This window comes from Rhizobium metallidurans, assembly GCF_014196505.1.
GTDB lineage: Bacteria > Pseudomonadota > Alphaproteobacteria > Rhizobiales > Rhizobiaceae > Rhizobium > Rhizobium metallidurans.
On record NZ_JACIDW010000001.1, the window covers coordinates 460,610 to 482,459 of the forward strand.

Sequence of the window (21,850 nt, forward strand, 5' to 3'; positions counted from 1 at the left end):
GTTATGCCAGCGTGAGAATTAATGCCGTTGAGAACCAAGGCATACAAGCGCAATCTTCACTCAAACAAACATCAGGGGATCTCATGCTAAACAAGCTTGCATCGTCCATCTCGTCATTGCTTGACGCGCGCACCAACGGCCACTCGCTGCCTGCCGGGCTTTATACGCGCGACGATGTCTTCGAGGCGGATATCGACGTCTTCTTTCACAAGCACTGGATCTGCGTCGGCCTCGACTGCGACGTTCCGGAACCCGGCGATGCGACGGTGGTCGATATCGGCAAGACCAGCCTCATTCTGCTGCGCGACGACGAGGGTGATATCCGCGTGCTGCACAATGTCTGCCGCCATCGTGGTTCCCGTCTGCTCGACGCCGGCAGCACTATCATCTCGAAGCTCGTCTGTCCCTATCACACCTGGACCTATGAGCTGACAGGCGAGCTCAGCTATGCGCCGCACATGGGCAAGGACTTCGACAAGGACTGTCATGGCTTGAAGCGGGTCAATTTCAGGTCGATCGGCGGACTGATCTATGTCTGCCTTTCCGACACCCCGCCCGAGGATATCGACGTTCTCGAACGGACGATGATCGAACGTCTGGCGCCCTACGATATCCGCAATGCAAGGATCGCGCACCAGACCGACGTTATCGAAGACGGCAACTGGAAGCTGACGATGGAAAACAATCGCGAGTGCTATCATTGCTCGGCGAACCATCCGGAGCTTTGCGTTTCCTTCGTCGACCTCGACTTCGGCTTCGATCCGGAAACGCTGAGCCCCGACGATCGCCAGCAGGCCGAGGAACACTTCCGGCTGTACGACGAGCGGACGAAGGCATGGGAGGCCGACGGCTTCCCTTCCGCAGCGGTCGAGCAACTGACCGACTGCGCGACCAATTTCAGGACACAGCGCCTGATCATCTCGGGCGCCGGCGAATCCCAGACGCATGACGCCACGGCCGCCTCGTCGAAACTTCTCGGCCATATGACCAGGAAGGATCTCGGCGACACGCATCTGTGGGGGCACAATTCCTGGAACCACTTCATGGGCGACCATGCGGTGATCGCGATCGTCATCCCGCTCTCGGCTGGACGGACTCTCGTTAGAACCAAATGGCTTGTTCACAAGGATGCGGTCGAAGGTGTCGACTACGACTTCGACAAGCTGACCGACGTTTGGATCGCTACCACCGATCAGGATGCCGATCTGGTGGCGCGCTCTCACGCCGGCGCGCTCGATCCCGCCTATCGCCCGGGGCCCTATTCCCGCTTCTCTGAAACCAATCTCGACAAGTTCGCGACCTGGTACATCGATCGGATGCGCGCAAATGGATATTGATCTGGTGACCAGGCCGAGCGGCGGAGCCGCTGGCAACAACGTGTGGGACCCGGAGCTTGACGACACGCTCGTCTGCATCGACATCCATCAGGAAACCGCCGATGTGAAGAGCTTCACCTTCGCATCACCCGATGGCAAGCGGTTTGATTTCGAAAGTGGCCAGTATTTCCTCTTCGACTTCCCGGTGGGCGACGACCCCGAAGCGCGGTGCTACAGCATCTCCTCGTCGCCGCATCGATCGACGACCTTCACGGTCACGGTCAAGCTTGTGGTGAACGGCCGGGTCTCGAACTGGCTGCACGACAACCTCGCCAAGGGCGCGACCATAAAGGCCCAAGGTCCCCTGGGGCACTTCGTTCGTCCGCGCGGCGGTCCTGTCAAGCTGCTGCTCCTGTCCGGCGGCTCGGGGATCACGCCTGTGATGTCTATCCTGCGCGACCTCGCCGACCGCTACGAACCGGCCGACATCGTCTTCATGCACGCGGCGCGTACACCACTCGACCTGATCTTCCGCGACGAGCTGAACTGTCTGGCCTCGCGCATGAAGGGACTGCGTCTGCATTTCCTTCCCGAGACGGTCATCGGCGAGCCTTCATGGCCCGGCCTTACCGGGCGGATCACGCCTGAATTCATGAAGCTGGCGGTACCCGACATCGCGGATCGAACCGTCATGTGCTGCGGCCCGGCGCCGTTCATGGCGGCGGCCCGCTCGATCTCCTCGCAGCTTGGCGTTCCAGACGGAAGCTATATCGAGGAAAGCTTCGATGCGGCGGTGATCGATGAGCCCGGGCTCCCAATCGAGGAGGCCGCGGCGGCCAGGGTGTGGCAGGTCGAGTTCCAGAAGCAGAACCGCAAGATCGAAGTCAAAGGCGAGCAAACGGTGCTGTCGTCGGCGAAAAAGGCGGGCGTTCGCCTGCCATCCTCCTGCTCGAACGGCGTCTGCGGCACATGCAAGTCGAAGCTGGTCTCCGGTTCCGTCGAGATGAACCACAATGGCGGCATCAGGCAGCGCGAGATCGATGCCGGCATGTTCCTGCCGTGCTGCTCGAAGCCGCTCAGCGATCTGGTCGTCGACAGATAGGAAGCGATGATGGAATGAACGGCGTCACTGCTCAGACAGGAAGACGCCGTCTCCAACTCGCAAGGTTCCCGAAGCATCGGGAGCGCAATAAACGCCCATGTTGCGATTGCCGAAACGCATGACGTTTCTCAAGATTTCGGGATCGTTGGCAATGCCTTCCTGTTCGATGATGGTAAAGCCGCATCGCTTCGTCGGAGCGATCACCTTGCCGCCAACCTCGCCCAGCCGTATTCCGGCATCGATCCAGCCTAGCTCCGCGAACCCCGAAATATCAGGCTCCGACTGCATGAGGATGTTGGGCCGGAAGCGACGGCGGTCAGGGTTGCCGCCAGGGTGCAGTGTCTTCAGATGATCCACCGAAGCGCTTGTTAGGAGATGCAGCGGCGACACGTCATACCGATCGAGCGCGAATGCATCGCGCCGGCTCGCCTCGAGCGTACGCTCGTAGGGTCGCACGTCGGCCTCGAAGCCGAGGAATTGGCTGATGCTTTTCGCAAGGTTGGCATCATCGACGGATTGCCAATCGTGCTCCGGCACCAGGATCTCGATGCCGGTGGCCGTGGTTCTCGACCTTATGAAAATCGCCTTTTGCCAACGCTGGTCCCGCTCCGGATGCGCGACGATACCGGTCAAGCTATCGACCAGGGCATATCGCCGGTCCCCGATCATGCCGGTGTGCGAGACTTCCACCTCTTCGACCTGCTCGCCGGTGACGGAGCTGACCGGATAGCGCCAGAGCTCGCTGATGGTTCCGACACGACGCATCAGCCGACGCCCATCAGGGTTGAGCGCACGCGCGATGGCGTCTGCCCGAATTCGCGCTTGAACGAGCGGGTAAACTGCGAGGCCGTATGAAAGCCGACGTCCATCGCGATGTCGATCATCGGCAACTTCGTCTGCGCGAGAAGCACCTTGGCGCGCTCGAGGCGGACCTTGGCATAGGCTCGCGCCGGCGACATCCCCGCCTCCTTCTCGAAAATTCGCTCCAGCTGCCGCCGCGTGACCCCCACGGATGCCGCGAGCTGCGCTATCGGCATATCGCCGTCGAGATGCTGCTCCATCATGATCATCACCGCTCTTAACCGCGAATCCTTGTATTCCTCGTAGAGCGGCCGTCGTGGCTGGACCTCCAGGTGCGAGCGCGCCTTCTCGATCTGCAGCACCTCGAGCGCGTTCCGCTCCGCTTCGGGGCTGATATGACGGCGCACGAGAGCCGCTGCCATGTCGGCGGCGCTGCTTCCTCCGGCGCAGGAGCCCCGACGTCTGTCGAGATTGAAAATCCTGTCCGACCGGACCGACAGGTCGGGGAACCGATCCCTGAAGGCCTTTGCGTGCAGCCAGCTGACGCAGACGTCGTGGTTCGCCATCATCCCCGCCTCGGCGAGAATGAACGTGCCGGTGCAGACACCCAGCAACGGGATCTTCTTGGCATCGGCGAGCTTAAGAAACGCCACCGTCTCGCGGTCGACAGGCTCTTCCCTGTTGAGCAGTCCGCCGACGACAACGATGTAGTCGAACCGGCTGGGATCGACGAAATCCGACGTCGGCGCGACCTGCACGCCGCAACTCGACGCAATGAGATGACGGGTGCTACCAAGCACCTGCCAGTCCGCCCGCACCCGTCCGGACCGATCCTGCTCGTCGCTCGCCAGACGCAGCGTATCGACGAACATCGCGAAGGCCGACAGCGTGAACGACCGCGCGAGGACGAAGCCGACCTTGAGCCGGCTGCTCTGGTCTTGACCGTTTTTCTCTTCGTGGTGGCATGATTTCATCGCATCGATCTCTCGCGTGCTTTTGTCGCTCATCGGATCTGAAAACCATGCGCGAGCGGATCGCGATCATCAACATAAATCGTGTTGTGGCCGATGACGCGCGCCCAGGCGCCGATGCTGGGCAGCATACCTTGAAAGGGGCCGATTTCGACCGTGCCCTCGACGCGACCATCAAAGATCGTGCCGATCAGGCTCTCGTTTCGGTAGTGCTCACCGACGGACAGGCGCCCCTTTGCGTGGAGCTGGGCCATGCGCGCGGATGTGCCCGTTCCTCCGGGAGATCTGTCGATTGCCTTGTCCCCATAAAACACGGCCGAGCGGCCGTCGGCACCGTTGCTGAGCGGCACGTCACACCAGATGGCATGGTGCACTCCTCTGATCCGGGAATTTTCGGGGTGGACCGGATCACAAATGCCGGCCAGTGCCTCGCGAAGCCTTTGACTATGCTCGACGATCTGCGAAGCAGTCATGCCCTCGAAGCCTTTCCAGTTCCGCTGCGGCTCGATCACGGCGTAAAAATTGCCGCCATAGGCAATATCCACGGTGAGCAGGCCGAGATCCGGGACCTCCACCTCGACGTCGCTTTGGTGAAGGTAGCTTGGAACATTGTGCAATCTGACAGCGTCAACGAAGCCGTCCTTGATCGTGTAGCTGACGTCCACTCTGCCAGCCGGCGTTTCGATCGCCACGGTCCCGGCTGTGCGAGGCGTTATCAGGCCTTCTTCAATTGCAGCCGTTACGACTCCGACCGTACCGGCCCCACACATGGGCAGACAGCCACTCACCTCGATGAACAGCACAGCGAAATCGCAGTCGTCGCGATAGGCAGGGTAGATGATGGCGCCCGACATGACGTCGTGTCCCCGGGGCTCGAACATCAATGCTCGCCGTACCCAGTCGTGATCTCGAACGAAGATTTCCCGCCGTTCGCTCATGGGACGATGCGGAAGCATTGGCCCGCCTCCGGCAACGAGACGCACCGGATTTCCGCACGTATGCGCATCGATGCAAAAGAACGAATGTCTCATAGGCTGCCTCACTCCATGATCGGTCTAGCGACCGTGCGTCGGTCGAGCAGACCTCGACTCAGCCGGTCGAGAAGAAGGGCGACGGCCACGATCGCGAGGCCGGCACGCAGACCCAGTCCCATCTCCATTCGCGTCAGTCCACGCGTCACCTCGGCGCCAAGCCCGCCCGCTCCGACGAGGCCGGCTAGCACCACCATGGCCAGCGACAGCAGGATGCACTGGTTGAGGCCCACGAGCAGCGTCTGCTTGGCCAGCGGGATCTCGATCTTCCAGAGCACCGAACGCGGGTGGGCGCCAATGGCACTTCCGAGCTCCATGAATTCGCGCGGCACCTGGTTGAACGCCAGCGTCGTCAAACGCAGCATCGGCGGGATACCGTAGACGATCGTCGCAATGATCGCCGGCACGCGTCCGAGACTGAAGATCATGACCGCAGGGATCAGGTAGACCCATGGCGGCACGGTCTGCATGACGTCGAGAACCGGCCGGACGACCGCCTCGAGCGTCTTGTGCCGCGAGCACATGACACCGATCGGGAACGCGATCACGATGGAGATCATCACCGCGACGGTCACGAGTGCGATGGTCTGCATCGATGCGGTCCAAAGTCCGACGAGGAAGCAGAAGCCGAGGCAGAGCCCGGAAAGGATCGCCGCCCTGAGGCTGACGAAGACAAACGCCGCGATGACGACGATCGCGATCAACGCATAGGGCGGCACCGACAACAGCACGGCCTCGATCGCCGAGAGGACGGCTTCCACCACGTAGCCGATGGCCGCGAAGAGCGGATGCAGGTTGGTGTTCAGCCAATCGACGGCAGGAGCCAGGAAGGCGCCTGGGGAAAACTGCAGGTTCAACTCAGGCATCACTTCCTCCCCGCTCCGATACGAGCCGCACTCTGGGTGATACGATCGAGCACCATGGTCAGCACGACAATGGCAATCGCACCGTTGATCGACGTGGCGATGTCGAGCGTGCGGATCGAGCCGTAAATCGTCTCGCCCAGCCCACCGGATCCGACGATGCCGGCGATGACGACCATGCCGAAGGCCATCATCAGGCTCTGGTTCACCCCGGCCATGATGCTCGGCAGGGCGAAGGGAAGACGGATCTTGAAGAACATCTTGGCCGGCGTCATGCCGATCGCCTCGCCCAACTCAATGAATTCCTTCGGCGTCATCCGGATACCAAGCGACGTCAAGCGGATCGCGGGAGGGATGGCGACGACAACCGTGGCGATCAAGGCCGTGGCCGGGCCGTATCCGAGAAGGGCGATCGCCGGCAGCAGGTAGATATATGGCGGAAGTGTCTGGATGAGATCCAGACCCGGCTCCATGAAACGGTCGAGCGCGGTGAAGAAACCGGCCGCGATGCCGATCGGAATGCCGATCGCCAGCGCCAGCACGGTCGCGGTCAACACCAGGGCTAGCGTGCTCATGGTCTCCGACCATAGCCCCATCGCGTAGCAGAGGACGAGGGCCACGCCGCTCAGAACCGCGAACCAGCGATTGACGAGCCGCCAGCCGACCAGCGCCACGATCACCGCGACCACGTAGAAGGGCGGCGATTCCAGCAGCCAGAGGATGCCGTTGTAGAGGCCTTCGAGAACCAGCCGAACATAGTCGAAAAGCGATTCACCGTTTTCGCTCACCCATTCGAGGCTCGCATCCGTCCACTCGTCGAAGGCATCCGTAAAGCTTGAAGTGTCCATTTGACGAAGCTCCAGCTAGAGGTCAGGCCGCCGCGCGGTCGTTGTTGGAAGAACCCTTGACGCCCATCAGCAGGCTGCGAGGGGTGACGATGCCGACGACCTGTTCGTTGTCGACCACCGCGATCGCGTCGCGATCCGATTGCATCGTCAGCGAGATCAGCTCATCGATGTCGGCGTCCGGCGTGGTGCGGGCCAGCGTCGACAGATCCGAGTTCGGCTGAACCTTCTGGAATTCGCTGACACTGTGCATCACCGAATGCGCCTTGATCAGATGCAGGCGAGAAATGCCCGCCACGAACTCGGCCACATAATCGTCGGCTGGATTGAGAATGATGTCCTCGGCCGTGCCCGTCTGGATGATCGCGCCGTCCTTCATGATCGCGATGCGGTCTCCGATGCGGATCGCTTCGTCGAGATCATGCGTGATGAATACCGCGGACTTGCCAAGCTGCTTCGTCAGCTGGCGGAACTCGTCCTGCAGCTGTCTTCTGATCAGCGGGTCGAGCGCGCTGAACGGCTCGTCCATGAGAATGATTTCCGGGTCGGACGCCAGTGCGCGTGCAAGTCCTACGCGCTGCTGCATGCCGCCGGACAATTCCCTGGGATAACGCTCCAGCCAGTCGGCCAGCCCGACCTTTTCGAGAGCCTGCTTGGCCGTATTGTTGCGTTCGATCTTCGAGATACCCTGAACCTCGAGACCGAAGGCTGCGTTTTCAAGCACCGTCCGGTGCGGCAGGAGCGCCACGTTCTGAAACACCATGCCGATGTTCTTCGCGCGCATTTCGCGCAGATCGGGCGGCGATAGAGCCGCGACGTCGCGTCCCTTGACCAGCACCTTGCCGGCGCTTGGTGTGATGAGCTTGTTCAAGAGGCGGATCAGCGTCGACTTTCCGCTGCCGGAAAGCCCCATGATACAGAAGATCTCGCCGCGCCGAACCTGCAGGCTCGCATTGTTCACGCCGACAACGCAGTTGAACTCCTGCAGCACTTCCTTCTTGCCGATGCCACGTTCGGCAATCGATCGCATCGCGGCGCCCGTCTTGTCGCCGAAGACCTTCCAGAGAGACTGGCAGTCGATCAGGATTTCGCTCGATTGAGCAGTTTCAATTTTCATGGCGATCCCCTTGAGCCACTTGCGCTGGCTTCTCTGGTTGCTTTGGTAGAGGTCGCCCGACTCCCATCGGGCGACCCACACGTGATCAGTTCTTCTTGATGTTTTCCCAACGCTTGATCAGGTCGGCATTGGCGCCGATCCAATCCTGCACGGCCTGGTCCATCGTCTTGCCGTCCTTGACCGCGCCGTTGATCGCGGTGATGTCGGCGATTGGTACGTAGACGCTGGCCATGGCTTCGCGAGCACGGGGATTATCAGCGGAGAAGCCCTTCTGGCCGATCCAGTAATAGCTCTGAGGCGGCGGGAAGACGCCCTTCGGATCCTTGAGGTATTTCACTTCGTACTTCTGGACCATCCACGACGGCTCCCAGATCGTGACCGCGATCCATTCCTTGCGGTCGTAGGCCGACTTCAGCGCCGCGGTCATGGCAGCCGTGCTGCCCTCGACCAGTTGCAGCTTGATACCATAGTCCTTTACGGCGTTGGACGCATCCTTCATCAGGCCCGATCCCGGCTCGATGCCGATGATCTTGCCGCTGAACTTGTCGCTGTTTTCGTTGAGCTGCTCGAGGCTGTCGATCGGCACGTACTTGGGCACCGCGATGCCCTGGTAAAGGCCGTGCGAAACAGGCGAGATCTTTTCAAGGCGGTTCTTGTTCTTGTTCCAGTAATCCTGCGCGACGTAATCGGTCTGCGACGCGAGAACCTGGATATCGCCCTTCGCGAGAGCGGCGTAAGCGATGCCCCATTCGGAGAATTCGGTAACCTTGACGGTATATCCGGCATCTTCAAGCACCTTCTTGGTGATGCCGGTGATAGGGGTCAGGTCCTCCCAGGACAACGTTCCCATATTGATGGTCTTCTCTTCCGCACGAGCCGGAAGCATGCTCATTCCAATCATGGCGGCGGCGCACAGCGCCTTCCACATCGTCTTCATCGCTCTTACTCCTAGTTTTTTGTTCCCACTTTCCTTGAAGTCGCGCCAGGCGCGGGCCTCATATTGCGCGGCGAGGGGTTATCCCTCGCGGCCTGCACGCAATTCCTGCAATCGGATCACGCCATTGATACCAAGCCAGGCAAGCGGCTCCGGCGGTATCCGTGACGGCTCCGGGTGATCCATGTATCGGTCAAGTTCGGGCGACGTCGTCCCGGTCGCGAGGTCCGCGGCCATGACGCCCGCCAGCGTGCTTTTCACCGTGCCCAGCCCATTCTCGCAGCAAGCGGAGAAGAGCCCTTCCTCCACCTCGCCGAAGGCCGGCGCATGGTTGCGGCTGAGGCAGAGACGGCCGGCCCAGCTGTGTTCGAAACCGGTCCGCGCCAGTTGCGGAAAACGCGCCTCGAACGAGCGGCGATGCTCCTCTTTCATTTTTGCCATCCGGCGTTCACCGACGGCGACCTTCGTCTCGTAGGTGTACTTCGTGCGGATGACGATGCGGGAGACACCGTTGGTCGTGATCTTGCGGATCGTCGCGCCCATCGCATCGGCGGGCAGCAACGCCCAGCGATCCTTGCCCGAGACCGAAGCGCCGAATTCGTCCGCCGGAAAGCCTGAGGTCATCGAAGCGTAGGCGAAGATATGCATGAGCCGGCCGCCGAAGTGGCCGAAATCGTCGATATGGCCATTCACGCCCAGGATCACCTTCGCGGCGGCCACCGATCCGGATGGGCTGACGGCGGTCCACCTTCCATCGCGACGCGTCAGCGAGGTAACCGGCGAGCGTTCGAAAATATCGATCTTGCCCGAGAGACCGGCGGCGAACTGGCGGACATAGTCCGCCGGCTGGAGCAGCACGGTGCCGGGTGTGTAGAGCCCCCCGAGATAATAGCCGGAACCGGTAAGCTCCCGCATCTCGTTGGCATCCAGAAACAGGTGCTTCTCGCCGGCCGCCTTCAGCGACTGCCCGAAGCTCTCGTTCAGCTTCATTCCGCGCGCCGTCGCCGCGGCATTGATCTTGCCGGCCGGATCGAACGTCTCCCGCGACATTCCGTATTCCTGCGCCGCATCCCGCGCGAAACCGATGGCGAAGCGGTTCTGGGCCATCTCGACCTGCGTCGCCTCGGCTCCGCCGCTGGAATACTCGCCTGCCGAGAGGTTATGCGGGACGTCGATCATGAAGCCCGAGTTGCGGCCCGAGGTTCCCTTCCCGATTTCACCCGCATCCAGGAGTACGATCTTTTCGCCGGGGCGAAGCGCCTGCAGGCGCCGCGCCGCCGACAGGCCGGCGAAGCCCGCGCCGACAACCAGCCAGTCGGCGGATACGGCACCCTCGAGCTTTCTAAGCGGGAACCGGCGCTCGCTGATCGCCTCCCAACCGGAGACGCCATTCTCGACCGGCAGACGCCTCACGGATCCTGTTGTCATCTGATCGTCTCGTCCACGGAGCGCTCGGAGACGTCGATCCAGATCGTCTTGAGTTCGCAGTAATTGTCGTGAGCGAAGACCGACTTGTCGCGACCGCCGAAGCCGGATTCCTTGTAGCCGCCGAACGGCGTGCTCGCGTCGCCTTCTCCGAAGCAATTGACGGTAACGACACCGGCACGGATTTCGCGCGAGAGCTTGATGGCGTTGCGAAGGCTGCCGGTATAGACCGAAGCCGTCAGGCCGTAATTGGTATCGTTGGCAAGCGCGATGGCCTCGGACAGCGTGTTGAACGTCGTTACCGACAGGATCGGTCCGAAGATTTCCTCCTGGAACAGCCGGCTCTTGGTCGTGACGCCGTCAACGACGGTCGGCTCCACGAAGGCGCCGTTCTGCGTGACACCGCCATGGGCGACGGAGAGCTTTTCCTTCTTGGCGTCGTCGAGGAATGACGTCACCTTGTCGAAGTGCGCCTTGTTGACGAGAGCACCGATACGGTTCTCCGGATCGAGCGGGTCGCCGGTCTTCCATTCCCTGAGATAGGCGCCGATGCGCTTGAGGAGATCGTCCTTCACCTTCGAGTGAACGATCAGGCGTGAGGTCGCCGAGCAATTTTCGCCCATGTTCCAGAAGGCGCCGTTGACGACCTGCTCGGCAACGAGGTCGAGATCCTCGGCATCGTCGAGCACGACGGCCGGGTTCTTGCCGCCACATTCGAGCACGACCTTCTTGAGGTTGGAATCGGCGGCGTAACGCAGGAAGCGGCGGCCGGTGGGCGTGGAGCCCGTGAAGGCGACCATGTCGACATCCATATGAAGGCCGAGAGGCTCGCCCACATCCTTACCGCTACCGGTCACGACATTGAAGACGCCAGCCGGTATGCCGGCTTCATGCGCGAGTTCGGCGACCCGAAGCGTCGTCAGCGTCGTGTCCTCGGCCGGCTTGACGACCACCGAGCAACCGGCAGCCAGTGCCGGGCCAATCTTCCAAGCGAGCATCAGCAGCGGGAAATTCCAAGGCAGAACGCATCCGACGACGCCGATCGGTTCGCGCACGATCATCGTCAGCGCGTTGGAGCCGGCCGGTGCTGTGTTGTCGTAGAGCTTGTCGATCAGCTCGGCATGCCAGCGCAGCGTATGAATGGTGTCGGGGACGTCGACCGTCTGGCACTCGCGCACCGGCTTGCCGCTATCGAGGCTCTCCATGACAGCCAGTTCGTGACGGTTCCGCTCGATGAGCTTCGCGAGCTTGAGCAGAACCGCCTTGCGTTCGGCCGGATGCTGCAGGCGCCAGCGCCCGTCGTCGAAGGCTTCGCGCGCCTTCGAGACAGCGAAATCGACATCCGTGCTATCGCACGCCGCGACCTTCGCAAGTGTCTCGCCGGTTGCCGGGTTCTTGGTCTTGAAGGTCTTTCCGGAACTCGCCGGCTTGAACGTGCCATCGATGAAGGCGTTCGTCGGAAACTGGAGATCGGCGGCGATGGCCTTGTATTCGGCGGCGGTCAATGGCTCATGCATGACGATTGGCTCCCGAGGTGATCTTTCCGACCGTGCGCTTCAGAGTGGCGACAACGGTCTCGAGTGTTCTTTTTTCGTCGGAGTTGAGTGGACGCAGCGGCGCGCGAACCGAGCCGGCCTTGAGGCCGATGATCTCGCAGCCATGCTTGATCGACTGCACGAACTTGCCGCATTCGAGAAAGTCCATCAGCGGCAGCATCGCCGACATGATCGCGCGTCCCTTGTCGAAATTCTTCTCGACGACGCACGCCTCATAGAGCGCGACGTGCTCCTTCGGCAGGAAGTTCGAACCAGCGCAGACCCAGCTGCGCGCGCCCCAGGCAAAGAACTCCAGCGCCTGATCATCCCAACCGCAGGAGAGCGCGATATGCGGAAACTTGCGAGCCAGCAGATGGAGGTTGGCCATCTCGCCGGAGCTTTCCTTGATCGCGACGACATTCTTGGACTTGCCGACGCGCGAGAAATACTCCTCGCCCATCATCACGCCCATGCGCGCAGGGTAATTGTAGAGCATGATCGGCATGTTCGCGGCGCGATCGACGGTCAGCGCGTGAACCGCGTTTTCCCTTTCGGTCGGCAGCGCGTAGGGCGGCGTCGAGACCAGGATCGCGTCGGCGCCGATCTCCTTGGCGGCCTTGGCGTATTCGACAGAGTCTTCCGTGCGCGTCGCGCCGGTGCCGACGATCAGGGGCAGGCGATTGCCGATGACTTCCTTGGCATAGGCCGCGAGATCGAACCGTTCCTGGTTGGTCTGGGCGTAATATTCACCGGTCGAGCCGCCGACGATGATGCCGTGCACCTTGGCCTCGATCAGCGATTCCAGGACCGCGGCGAATGCTTTCCGGTCGATTTGCCCGCTCTCGTCGAGCGGCGTTATCGCCGGCGTGTAGATCCCCTCAAACTTCACGATGACTTCTCCAGTGATTGCGTGGTCGGACCGCCAAGGATGGCATCCGACTTGATGCCGTGTGGCGCAATGAACATCTCCATGTTCTCGCGTGAGAGCTCCCAGTGCTCGAAGACAAGATCGACGACCGCGTTTTCGTCGTGGCTGCCGAGCGCCTCGATGAAGCCGTCGTGATGCTCGACCGCCAGCTGCAGCCGGCGCTTCATGTCCTCGCTGCGAGGCCGGAAGAACGTATGGCCGATGCGGGCGTGATCGATGAGAAGGCGGCCGAGGCTCGGTTGCAGATAGGCATTGGCGGACATTTCGCCGAAGATCTCGTGGAAGCGGTTGTTCTGCAGAACCATGCCCAGCGCGTCCTGATCGCCACTGGCCTTGCGGAACCGCTCCTGCGTTTCCCTCAGGTCGACAAGTTGCGCCGGCTTGAAATTCTGCACCGCCAGCCGGCCGATCGCGGCATAGACCATCGGGGCTACCTGAAAGAAGTTGCGAAGCGTCGTATGGTTCATCGGAATGACTCGGGCGCCGCGGTTCTCGCGGATATCGATGTAACCCTCGCCCGCCAGCCGCCGAAAGATATCGCGAACCGGGGTGCGAGACAGACCGTAGCGTTCGCTCAGCGACATCTCGTCGAGATCCGTGTCCGGATCAAGTTCCATCGTCAGGATCTGACGCTTCAGATCCTCGTAGAGGCTGCTCTTAACGGTCTTTGCCATCGCATAACTCCGAGCTTCCAAGTGCTATGAACAGGAGCATCTCATAGAGATCGAGGGCCGTCAAGTAATTGTGTACTTGATGTACACATTCAGTGCATTCACAAAACACAATTCGTCCAAGGCGCGAGTTATGGCCGCCGACGCAGACCTTGCGCGACACGCTAAGGTGCGTATTTCTGGCCGAGAACCTGGCATTGTTGATGCAGCCGGACTGCCAAAGCTATCAAGGGCTGGCGAAAGCTCAGCCCGTTGGCCCAATCGTTCTATCCAACGAATTGAAGCTGACCATTACCACTGCGCGCGCTGACGTCATGGTCGTCACCAAACGGTGCCGAAAGGCCGGAATGCTCGAAACGAGCTTTATCTCGCCCAATAGGTTTGTCCATGAAAGCCAGCGGGGCAACAACTACCGCATTCTTGCATTCGACTGCCAAATGGCAGAGAGGCGGGAGGCCACCTTTGCTACGTCCGCCCCGCGGTCAGGATTGCATCGATAAACCTGTGAGTTTTCAAGGCATCTTCGCCCGTTACCCGCAACGGAGAACCGGTCTCGATCGCATCCACGAAATTCTCGATCAGCGCGAGATGGCTCTCATGACCAAAAGCCATCGGATTCGCACCTGCGCCGCCACTCGTGTTCCCACCAATCACTCTCTCACTTGTTCCATCCGCGAAGGAAACGTCCAGCCTCTCGCCAGACAGGATTGCCGTGCCTTTCGTGCCGATCAGTTCAATTCGCTCGGGAAAGCCGGGATATGCCGCCGTTGTCGCATTCAGCGACCCTATCGCGCCGCTTTCGAAGGAAAAGGCGGCTGCGACCAAATCTTCAGTTTCCATTCTGTGAACAGGGGTGGTGCGAACGTAGGACACAACGTCGACCGGGGTTCCCGCGTAGCTCAGCAGCAAGTCGATCACATGTATCGCCTGGGTCAAGAGCACCCCGCCACCGTCTCGAGCCCACGTGCCTCGGCCCGCCTCGTCGTAATAGCTCTGCGGTCGCCAGTTGCGCAACGCTGCCGACGCCTCGACCAGTTCACCCAGGCGGCCGGATTTGACGATCTCGTCGAGTTTCATGGCACCCGGACGAAAGCGGTTCTGAAGGACCACGCCGAGCAGCAGATTAGCGTCTCGCGCCAGGGATACGATCGCTTCGGCCCGCTCAAGCGATATGTCCAGCGGCTTTTCCAGCAAGACGTGCTTGCTGGCCTCGGCTGCGCGGCGAACGAGTTCAAGGTGGGTGTTGGGAGGCGTCAGGACAAGGACCGCGCCTATGCTGGGATCTTCGAATATCTGATCGGGTCCGCCGACAGTGGGGATACCGAATTCCGCCGAAAAAGCCTGCCGCCGACCGGCCGTCGGACTATAGGCGGCGACGCATTCGACCCGGTGCGCAAGCGCAAGCAAGGCGCGGGCGTGGTGGCCCGCCGCCATGCCAAGACCAATAATTGCTACCCGGAGATTGCTCACTTTATTGCCCTCCTGTCAGTCAGGCCAGGTTCAGCGTATCGACCGTTCTCATAATGCCTCGCAGTTCGGCAAGCCCCTTCAATCGCCCGATGCATGAATAGCCTGGGTTCACCCGCTTGCCGATGTCATCGACGATGGCGTGGCCGTGGTCGGGACGCATCGGGATTTCCCAGTCAGCCCGCCCGCTCGCCCGCCGGCGCTTTTCCTCGGCCATGAGCGCCATCGTCACCCGTACCATATCCGTGTCGCCCTCCAGATGCTCAGCCTCATGGAAGGAACCGTCGCCCTCCCTGGTGACGTTGCGCAAATGCGCGAAGTGGATATCGGGCGCGAATTCCTTTGCCATCGCCACCAGATCGTTATCCGGATTGGCGCCATAGGAGCCGGTGCAAAGCGTGATACCGTTGGATGGAGAAGGCACCGCCGCGAGGAGCGCGCGCGCGTCGGATGCCTGGCAGACCACACGCGGCAAGCCAAACAACGGGAATGGCGGATCGTCCGGGTGGATCGCCATCCTCACATTTTCTTCTTCAGCAACGGGGATGATCTCCTGCAGGAAAGCGAAGAGGTTGGCGCGCAGTCCGTCTTCGGCAAGCTCGTTATAAACGTCCAGCATGCGGTTTAGGCTCTGTCTGTCATAGACAAATTCGCGGGCCGGAACCCATTCGATGAGGTTGCGCTCCAGTCTTGCAAGATCCGTTTCGCTGGCGGCCCTCAACCAGGTGGCCGCTCGCTCGACCCGATCGGCGGGGTGATCCCTCTCCGCGCCCGGTCGCTTCAGCATGAAGACGTCATAGGCGCAAAACTCCACCACATCGAAGCGGAGCGCCGTGCCGCCATGCGGCATGGGGTAGTCGAGATCGGTGCGGGTCCAGTCGGTAATGGCCATGAAGTTGTAGCAGACGGTCTTGATACCGGCTCTGGAAACGGCGCGAATCGACTGTTTGTAGTTGTCGAGCAACTCCCTGTAACGCCCGGTCCGCGTCTTGATATCCTCGTGCACGATGATGCTTTCCACCACCGACCAGGTCAGGCCTTTGTCCTCGATGATCGCCTTGCGCTTGAAGACCTCGTCTTCGGGCCAGGCCCGCCCATCGTTCAGATGGTGGAGAGCGGTCACGATACCGGTCGCGCCCGCCTGCTTCACATGGTCCAGGGTTACGGTGTCGTCGGGTCCGAACCAGCGCCAAGTCTGCTTCATATTCTCATGCCTTTCCGTTCAATGCGCCGAGAGCCGCCGCAACACCACTTTCGTCGATGCGGGCAAGGTGCGTGGCCACTTGTTTTGCGAATGGGATGCGGTGCGGGTCACCGGAGGCGAAGCCTGCTATCGTGAATATCTGTTCGACCACGTTCGACGACGGATCAAGATTCGCAAACTGCCGATCGAGAGCATCGGTGAATGTATCCCGCTGACGGGAGAGCAGCGCGGCGATCCAGGCCGCAACGACGAATGCCAGGTGATCGACCGGTTCGCCGCGATCCAGGCGCTCCATTGCGGCCGCCACGATCCGTTGCGGTAGCTTTTGCGAGCCATCATTGGCGATCTGCGCGGTGCGATGCTTCAGCGCGCTATTGCCGAACCGCAGGGCCAGATCCTCAACGTAGGCGGCTGGCTTCAAGCCAGCGCCCTGCTGCAAGGTCGGTATCAGTTCACGCCAGAGTGCGCGGACGAACCGGGCAACGCGAGGATCGGAGAATGAGTCTGCAACGGTTTCGTGGCGCAGCAATTGCCCGAGATAGGCGATGGCGGAATGAGCACCATTCAGCAAGCGCAACTTCATGAGCTCAAACGGTTCGACATCGTTGACGAAAGTTGCGCCGTGATGTTCCCAGGATGGCCGCCCCGATGGAAAATCATCTTCGATCACCCATTGGGAAAAGGGTTCGCAGGCCACCGGCCACGCGTCTTCGGCCCCAAGCAAAGCCGCAACTTCAGAACGATCCAGTGCGGTCGTTGCCGGAACGATCCTGTCCACCATGGTCGAGGGGCAGGAAACGTGGTCGCGGATAAAGTCCGCCAGCTCCTCCGACCGCCTCGTCGCAAACTGGACAAGCAGTCGATGCAAGGTGCGGCCATTGGCAGCGAGGTTGTCACAGCTCATCACCGTAAAAGGCTTTATGCGCCGCAACCGCCGTTGTTCGATGGCACCGACGATCAAGCCGAAAATCGTGCGCGGTCGTCGCGGATCGGCGAGATCGGCAAGAATATCTCGATGGCCGAAATCGAGATCGCCGGCGGCATTGCGGAAATAGGCCTTTTCGGTCACCGTGAGGCTGACGATACGAATATCCGGCGACGACATCACCTCCAGCACAAGGGCCGGATTCTCGGGAACCACGAGAATATCGCAGATAGAGCCAATGACGCGCAATTGCTGGCGATCGCCGTCCCGTATCGCGAGCGTGTAGAGGCAATCCTGCTTTTTCAACGCATCGCGGGTGTCGCGGCTACGCAGCGAGACACCGACAATTCCCCAATGACTCTCGCCATCCCATAGACAATCATCGGTAAACGCGGCTTGATGGGCACGATGAAAGGCACCGATACCCAGGTGCACGATGCCAGGGGTAACGATGGAGCGATCGTAGCCCGGCTGCTCGACACGTGGGTCGATGCTCCCGAGCGTCGCGTCTGAGAGAGGCGCGCTCATCCCTCGATCCGCTTGCCGCTTCCCACATCAAAGAGATGCGCATTCGCCGGTGATAGCGACAGGTTCAGCACTTCACCCGTCTTGATAAAAATCCGCTCGCGCAACTGGGCAGACATCTTTTGACCATCGACAGTGCCCTGCACGAAAGTCTCCGAGCCGGTCGGCTCGATATTGGAGACAAGCATGGGGATAACCTCGCCGCTTGCTGCCGCGATCGTCAGGTGCTCGGGACGGATCCCATAGGTCACCGCCATGCCGGGTGCCGCGCCGGACACTGATCCAAGCGGCAACCTGATGCCGTTTTCCGTCATCACCGCCCTGCCATCCTCGGCGACCTTTCCGGTCAGGAAATTCATCGACGGCGAACCGATAAAGCTAGCAACAAACGTATTCACGGGCCGGTCGTAGAGATCGAGCGGCGCACCAATCTGCTCGACCAGTCCGTCCTTCATCACCACTATCCGATCAGCCATGGTCATCGCCTCGATCTGGTCATGGGTGACATAAACCGTCGTCGTCTTGATACGGGCGTGAATGTCCTTCAATTCAGCGCGCATCTGCACACGCAGCTTGGCATCGAGGTTGGACAGCGGTTCGTCGAACAGGAACACTTTCGGGTTGCGGACGATGGCGCGCCCCATGGCGACGCGCTGGCGCTGGCCGCCAGAAAGCTGCTTGGGATAACGCTCCAGATATTCCGACAGGCCAAGGATACGGGCGGCGTCGCCGACACGCTGGGCGATCTCTTCCTTCGATTTCTTGGCCAGACGCAGCGAGAAGCCCATATTTTCCGCGATCGTCATATGCGGATAGAGCGCGTAATTCTGGAAGACCATGGCGATATCGCGGTTCTTCGGCTCAACATCATTGATGACGCGGCCATCGATACGGATCGCGCCACCGGTAATCTCCTCAAGCCCGGCGATCATTCGCAGCAGCGTGGACTTGCCGCAACCCGACGGGCCGACAAGCACGACGAAGGCGCCATCCGGAACTTCGACCGAAACGCCCTTGATAGTTTCGAAATCGCCATAGGCCTTGCGGACATTCTGGATTTCAACGGAAGCCATGATTTTATCCTGAAATTCGAGGGGTCGGCGCCAAGCGATCCGCGGCATGAATGGCCGCAAGCAGGCTGAGGCCGGTGTGATATCCGGGGTCGAGATCGGGCGTGGCTGGAACGAAGTCCACGGGGACATCTCCCTCTTCGCCCTTTGCCATCGTCTGATAGGCAATCGGTGGCGTCCCGCGCCAGTAGCGTTCGAAAAAGGCGGCATGCGCAGCCTTCCATACCCGCAGGCTCTGCGGGTTGCCGGTCCTGCGATGGACGAGCGCTGCGGAACGGATCGTTTCCGGCAGCGACCACCACGGACAATAGCGGCCCTGTGCCTCACCAGTGGCAATCGAAATTGTCAGTGTCAGACCCGGCCCGATGAACCCCTTGTCAAACGATGCGACAAGAATGCGCTCCAGCGTCTCGATCAGTGTCGGATCGGCATCGTCATCGAGATAATCCAGCGCGAACCCGACGAACTCGATACCATGACCGACATTGCAGGCATCCTCGCCCGGCACATTGCGCAGCAGAGCGGAAGACGTACCGAAATGCCGGTCGATGACATGGGTAATGAACCGATCGGCATAAGCGATATGCGCGGTATGCCCGAAACGCTTCAACATTCCGGCAGCGCCGAGCAGGATCATTCTAGGCCCGATATCGTCCGCCTGTTCGCCAAGGCACTGCTGCGACAATGGACGCCGCTCATCCATCTGGAAGCGGCAGGACTCGACCGACGCGACAACGCGATCGAAATAGGCCAGATGATCGGCGAGGCCTGACAACCCGTAGCGGCTCGCCGCCGAAACCAACCCCTTGGCGACGAAAGCGTCCGAATAGGAATAGATCAGCGCCGGCTTTTCCTGCGCATGAAGGCGATTTTGCTGATCGGCATAAACGGCGTTCATGTCCTTGTCGTAGCAGAAGTAGGCGTGGCCATCCGCCTTCTGCAACTCGGCCAGCAGGTCGTAGAGGCGACGGCCGGTAGCATCCAGCTTTTCGGCGAGCGGCGGCAACTCCTCTTCGAAGAACTCCGCATGGGCAACGAGTGCTTCGAGCCCCCTGCCCTGGATCCAGCCATAGGTGTAATCCGGCCCGCGAACGCCGTCGTCGGACCCATAGTCGGCCAATGTCAGGTTGTTCTGCTTGGTGTTCAGAAATCCACCGCCGAGCATCGGCCGCTGCAGCATCCAGTAAAGCGTGGCGGCATTCGCCGCGACATAGGTGCGGCGGGCCTCTTCGAAAAACGTCATCTCCGTCATTCCTTCATGCCCGTGCTGGCGACGCCCTGCACGAAATTGCGACGCAGGATGACGAACAACAGAATTGAAGGAATGAGCACGGTGGCGGAGGCGGCGCTAAGGCGACCAAGATCGACCGTAAAGCCAGTCTGGAACAACGCCAGGCCCACCTCGATCGTATAGCTGGAGCGCGTCGTGGCGACGATGATCGGCCAGGCGAAGGCCGTCCAGGCCTGGAAGAAGGCAAGGACGGCCAATGCGCCAAGCGCACCGCGCAATAGCGGCAGCACGATATGCAGGAATATCCAGAACTCACCTGCCCCATCGATGCGGGCGGCTTCCAGCAACTCATCGGGAATGGTGTGGATGACATTCTGACGGATCAGGAAAATGCCGAAACTCATGACCAGATAGCCAAGCAACAGGCCCCAGACGGAGTTGAGGATTCCGAGACTTTTTGCCTGGAAGTAAAGCGGGATCATGTAGACTTCGAACGGCACGATCGCGGTCGCGAGGAACAGCGCGAACAGCACATTCATCGTGCCGAAGCGGAATTTACCGAAGACATAGCCGGCAATCGCCGAAGTCGCGACGATGGCAATGGTCGACAGCACCGCGAAAGCAAGACTATTGCCGATCCAGCGCAGGAGAGGCGTATCTCCCAACACGGCGGAGAAATTGGCGATCGTCGGATCGCGCGGAATGATCGTCGGCGGCCAGGCGAGCATCTCGGCCGGCGTCTTGAAGGCATTCGCCACCAGAAAGACGAGCGGTAGGAGCATGAAGATCGAAATGATCAGCAGAAAGATATCGATCGCGAGATTGGTCAACCGCTTCTTGCGGCGCAGGCTGGCGCCCTCCGCGACTTCTTCGACGGTGCGGTCGCTGGGACCTGCATAGTGACGATTCATACCTTCCCCCTTTCCCGCAGCATGGAAAACTGTATGAGCGTCAAGCCGAGCACGATGACCAAAAGCACGACGGCTTCGGACGCCGCATAGCCGACGCGGTAATTGCGGAAACTGTTTTCCAGCATGTCGAGAACGAGGACACGAACCTGACGTCCCGGAGCGCCTTGCGAATCCGATGCCAGAACGAAGGCCTGCGCATAGACGTTGAAGCCCGAAACCAGTGTGACGACGGACACATAGAGGGTGATCGGCTTGAGCATCGGGATCGACAGGTGCCAGAAGCTCTGCGGGCCAGAGGCACCGTCGAGCTTAGCGGCTTCGTAAAGCGAGGTAGGAAGGTTCTTGAAGCCGACGAGATAGATTAGCACCGCATACCCCAGCGCCTGCCAGGAGCAGAGAATGATGATGCAGATCACCGACAGCACCGGATCGAACAACCAGTTCTGGGCGGGAATTCCAAAGAAGGTCAGAAGCGCGTTCAGCGGACCGAGGCGAGCGTCAAAGATCCATTTCCAGGCCATCGCGGCCGGCACCAGCGACACGACGTGTGGAATGAAAACGGCGGTCTCGTAGAAACCGGCCATTCTTGATCGCGTCCTGTGATAGATCAACGCGGCAATGACGAGCGCCATCGGAATCGTCAAGAAGAGCACGCCGAACGCGATGATCGTTGTGTTGACAAGTGCATCCAGGAACAGTTGATCGCCCATCAACTCCCGAAAATTCGCGAGGCCGACGAAAGGCTTGTTCTTCGACAGGATGTTCCATTGAAAGAGGCTGAGCCTCAACGTATCAATGATCGGATAGAGCCTTACATAGGCGAAGATCGCCAGTGTCGGCAGGATTGCGAGGATCGCAAAGAGAAACCTTTTGCGCTTCAGCATGCGTTTAACCTGTAGACGTATGGGTTCATCCGCCCTGGGGCGAGCCCTTATCCCTGGAGAATACCCGGGGCGACCATAACAATATCGCCCCAGG

Annotated in this window: 20 protein-coding genes; 2 read left to right on the plus strand and 18 right to left on the minus strand. The window is 60.6% G+C overall.

Going from position 1 to position 21,850, the window contains the following annotated elements:
- Positions 1-83 precede the first annotated feature (83 nt).
- Positions 84-1,337 (plus strand): aromatic ring-hydroxylating oxygenase subunit alpha, encoded by a 1,254-nt coding sequence (locus GGQ67_RS02075; protein ID WP_183898512.1) that lies wholly within the window; start codon positions 84-86, stop codon positions 1,335-1,337.
- The gene (locus GGQ67_RS02080; protein WP_183898513.1) at positions 1,327-2,418 is read left to right on the plus strand and encodes an FAD-binding oxidoreductase; all 1,092 of its coding nucleotides are present in this window, start codon (positions 1,327-1,329) and stop codon (positions 2,416-2,418) included. The genes GGQ67_RS02075 and GGQ67_RS02080 overlap by 11 nt, the downstream gene beginning before the upstream one ends.
- Positions 2,419-2,442: 24 nt before the next feature.
- On the opposite strand, the gene GGQ67_RS02085 is transcribed toward GGQ67_RS02080, so the two are convergent.
- The 18 genes from GGQ67_RS02085 to GGQ67_RS02170 form a co-directional block, all read right to left on the minus strand.
- Positions 2,443-3,183 carry an MOSC domain-containing protein gene (locus tag GGQ67_RS02085; RefSeq protein WP_183898514.1) on the minus strand — a complete coding sequence of 247 codons (741 nt, stop codon included), beginning with the start codon at positions 3,181-3,183 and terminating at the stop codon, positions 2,443-2,445.
- Positions 3,183-4,193 carry a GlxA family transcriptional regulator gene (locus tag GGQ67_RS02090; RefSeq protein WP_183898863.1) on the minus strand — a complete coding sequence of 337 codons (1,011 nt, stop codon included), beginning with the start codon at positions 4,191-4,193 and terminating at the stop codon, positions 3,183-3,185. The genes GGQ67_RS02085 and GGQ67_RS02090 overlap by 1 nt, the downstream gene beginning before the upstream one ends.
- A gap of 29 nt (positions 4,194-4,222) precedes the next feature.
- Entirely contained in the window at positions 4,223-5,221 is a 999-nt protein-coding gene (locus tag GGQ67_RS02095; RefSeq protein WP_183898515.1) for a 4-hydroxyproline epimerase, read from the minus strand.
- Between the two features lie 8 nt (positions 5,222-5,229).
- A complete protein-coding gene (locus GGQ67_RS02100) occupies positions 5,230-6,087 on the minus strand; it encodes an ABC transporter permease (RefSeq protein ID WP_183898516.1) in 858 nt (285 codons plus the stop codon).
- The gene (locus GGQ67_RS02105) at positions 6,087-6,932 is read right to left on the minus strand and encodes an ABC transporter permease (protein WP_183898517.1); all 846 of its coding nucleotides are present in this window, start codon (positions 6,930-6,932) and stop codon (positions 6,087-6,089) included. Before GGQ67_RS02105 ends, GGQ67_RS02100 begins: the two co-directional genes overlap by 1 nt.
- Positions 6,933-6,954: 22 nt before the next feature.
- Positions 6,955-8,046 (minus strand): quaternary amine ABC transporter ATP-binding protein, encoded by a 1,092-nt coding sequence (locus tag GGQ67_RS02110; protein ID WP_183898518.1) that lies wholly within the window; start codon positions 8,044-8,046, stop codon positions 6,955-6,957.
- Between the two features lie 85 nt (positions 8,047-8,131).
- Positions 8,132-8,983, minus strand: a complete 852-nt coding sequence (locus GGQ67_RS02115; RefSeq protein ID WP_183898519.1) for a glycine betaine ABC transporter substrate-binding protein — start codon at positions 8,981-8,983, stop codon at positions 8,132-8,134.
- A gap of 78 nt (positions 8,984-9,061) precedes the next feature.
- Positions 9,062-10,408: an NAD(P)/FAD-dependent oxidoreductase gene (locus GGQ67_RS02120; RefSeq protein WP_183898520.1), complete on the minus strand. Its 1,347-nt coding sequence runs from the start codon at positions 10,406-10,408 to the stop codon at positions 9,062-9,064.
- Complete coding sequence (locus tag GGQ67_RS02125; RefSeq protein ID WP_183898521.1) at positions 10,405-11,922, minus strand: aldehyde dehydrogenase; 1,518 nt, start codon at positions 11,920-11,922, stop codon at positions 10,405-10,407. The genes GGQ67_RS02120 and GGQ67_RS02125 overlap by 4 nt, the downstream gene beginning before the upstream one ends.
- Positions 11,915-12,829 (minus strand): dihydrodipicolinate synthase family protein, encoded by a 915-nt coding sequence (locus tag GGQ67_RS02130; RefSeq protein WP_183898522.1) that lies wholly within the window; start codon positions 12,827-12,829, stop codon positions 11,915-11,917. The genes GGQ67_RS02125 and GGQ67_RS02130 overlap by 8 nt, the downstream gene beginning before the upstream one ends.
- Positions 12,826-13,542, minus strand: a complete 717-nt coding sequence (locus GGQ67_RS02135; RefSeq protein ID WP_183898523.1) for a GntR family transcriptional regulator — start codon at positions 13,540-13,542, stop codon at positions 12,826-12,828. Before GGQ67_RS02135 ends, GGQ67_RS02130 begins: the two co-directional genes overlap by 4 nt.
- A gap of 462 nt (positions 13,543-14,004) precedes the next feature.
- Positions 14,005-15,009 carry a Gfo/Idh/MocA family protein gene (locus GGQ67_RS02140; protein ID WP_183898524.1) on the minus strand — a complete coding sequence of 335 codons (1,005 nt, stop codon included), beginning with the start codon at positions 15,007-15,009 and terminating at the stop codon, positions 14,005-14,007.
- Between the two features lie 19 nt (positions 15,010-15,028).
- The gene (uxuA, locus tag GGQ67_RS02145) at positions 15,029-16,210 is read right to left on the minus strand and encodes a mannonate dehydratase (protein ID WP_183898525.1); all 1,182 of its coding nucleotides are present in this window, start codon (positions 16,208-16,210) and stop codon (positions 15,029-15,031) included.
- Between the two features lie 4 nt (positions 16,211-16,214).
- The gene (locus tag GGQ67_RS02150; protein WP_183898526.1) at positions 16,215-17,663 is read right to left on the minus strand and encodes a mannitol dehydrogenase family protein; all 1,449 of its coding nucleotides are present in this window, start codon (positions 17,661-17,663) and stop codon (positions 16,215-16,217) included.
- Positions 17,660-18,733, minus strand: a complete 1,074-nt coding sequence (locus tag GGQ67_RS02155) for an ABC transporter ATP-binding protein (RefSeq protein WP_183898527.1) — start codon at positions 18,731-18,733, stop codon at positions 17,660-17,662. Before GGQ67_RS02155 ends, GGQ67_RS02150 begins: the two co-directional genes overlap by 4 nt.
- 4 nt (positions 18,734-18,737) lie before the next feature.
- The gene (locus tag GGQ67_RS02160; RefSeq protein ID WP_183898528.1) at positions 18,738-19,973 is read right to left on the minus strand and encodes an AGE family epimerase/isomerase; all 1,236 of its coding nucleotides are present in this window, start codon (positions 19,971-19,973) and stop codon (positions 18,738-18,740) included.
- A 5-nt stretch (positions 19,974-19,978) separates the two neighbouring features.
- Entirely contained in the window at positions 19,979-20,872 is an 894-nt protein-coding gene (locus tag GGQ67_RS02165; protein ID WP_246400066.1) for a carbohydrate ABC transporter permease, read from the minus strand.
- Positions 20,869-21,756, minus strand: coding sequence for a carbohydrate ABC transporter permease (locus GGQ67_RS02170; RefSeq protein ID WP_183898529.1), 888 nt, complete (start codon positions 21,754-21,756; stop codon positions 20,869-20,871). The genes GGQ67_RS02165 and GGQ67_RS02170 overlap by 4 nt, the downstream gene beginning before the upstream one ends.
- Positions 21,757-21,850: the final 94 nt, after the last annotated feature.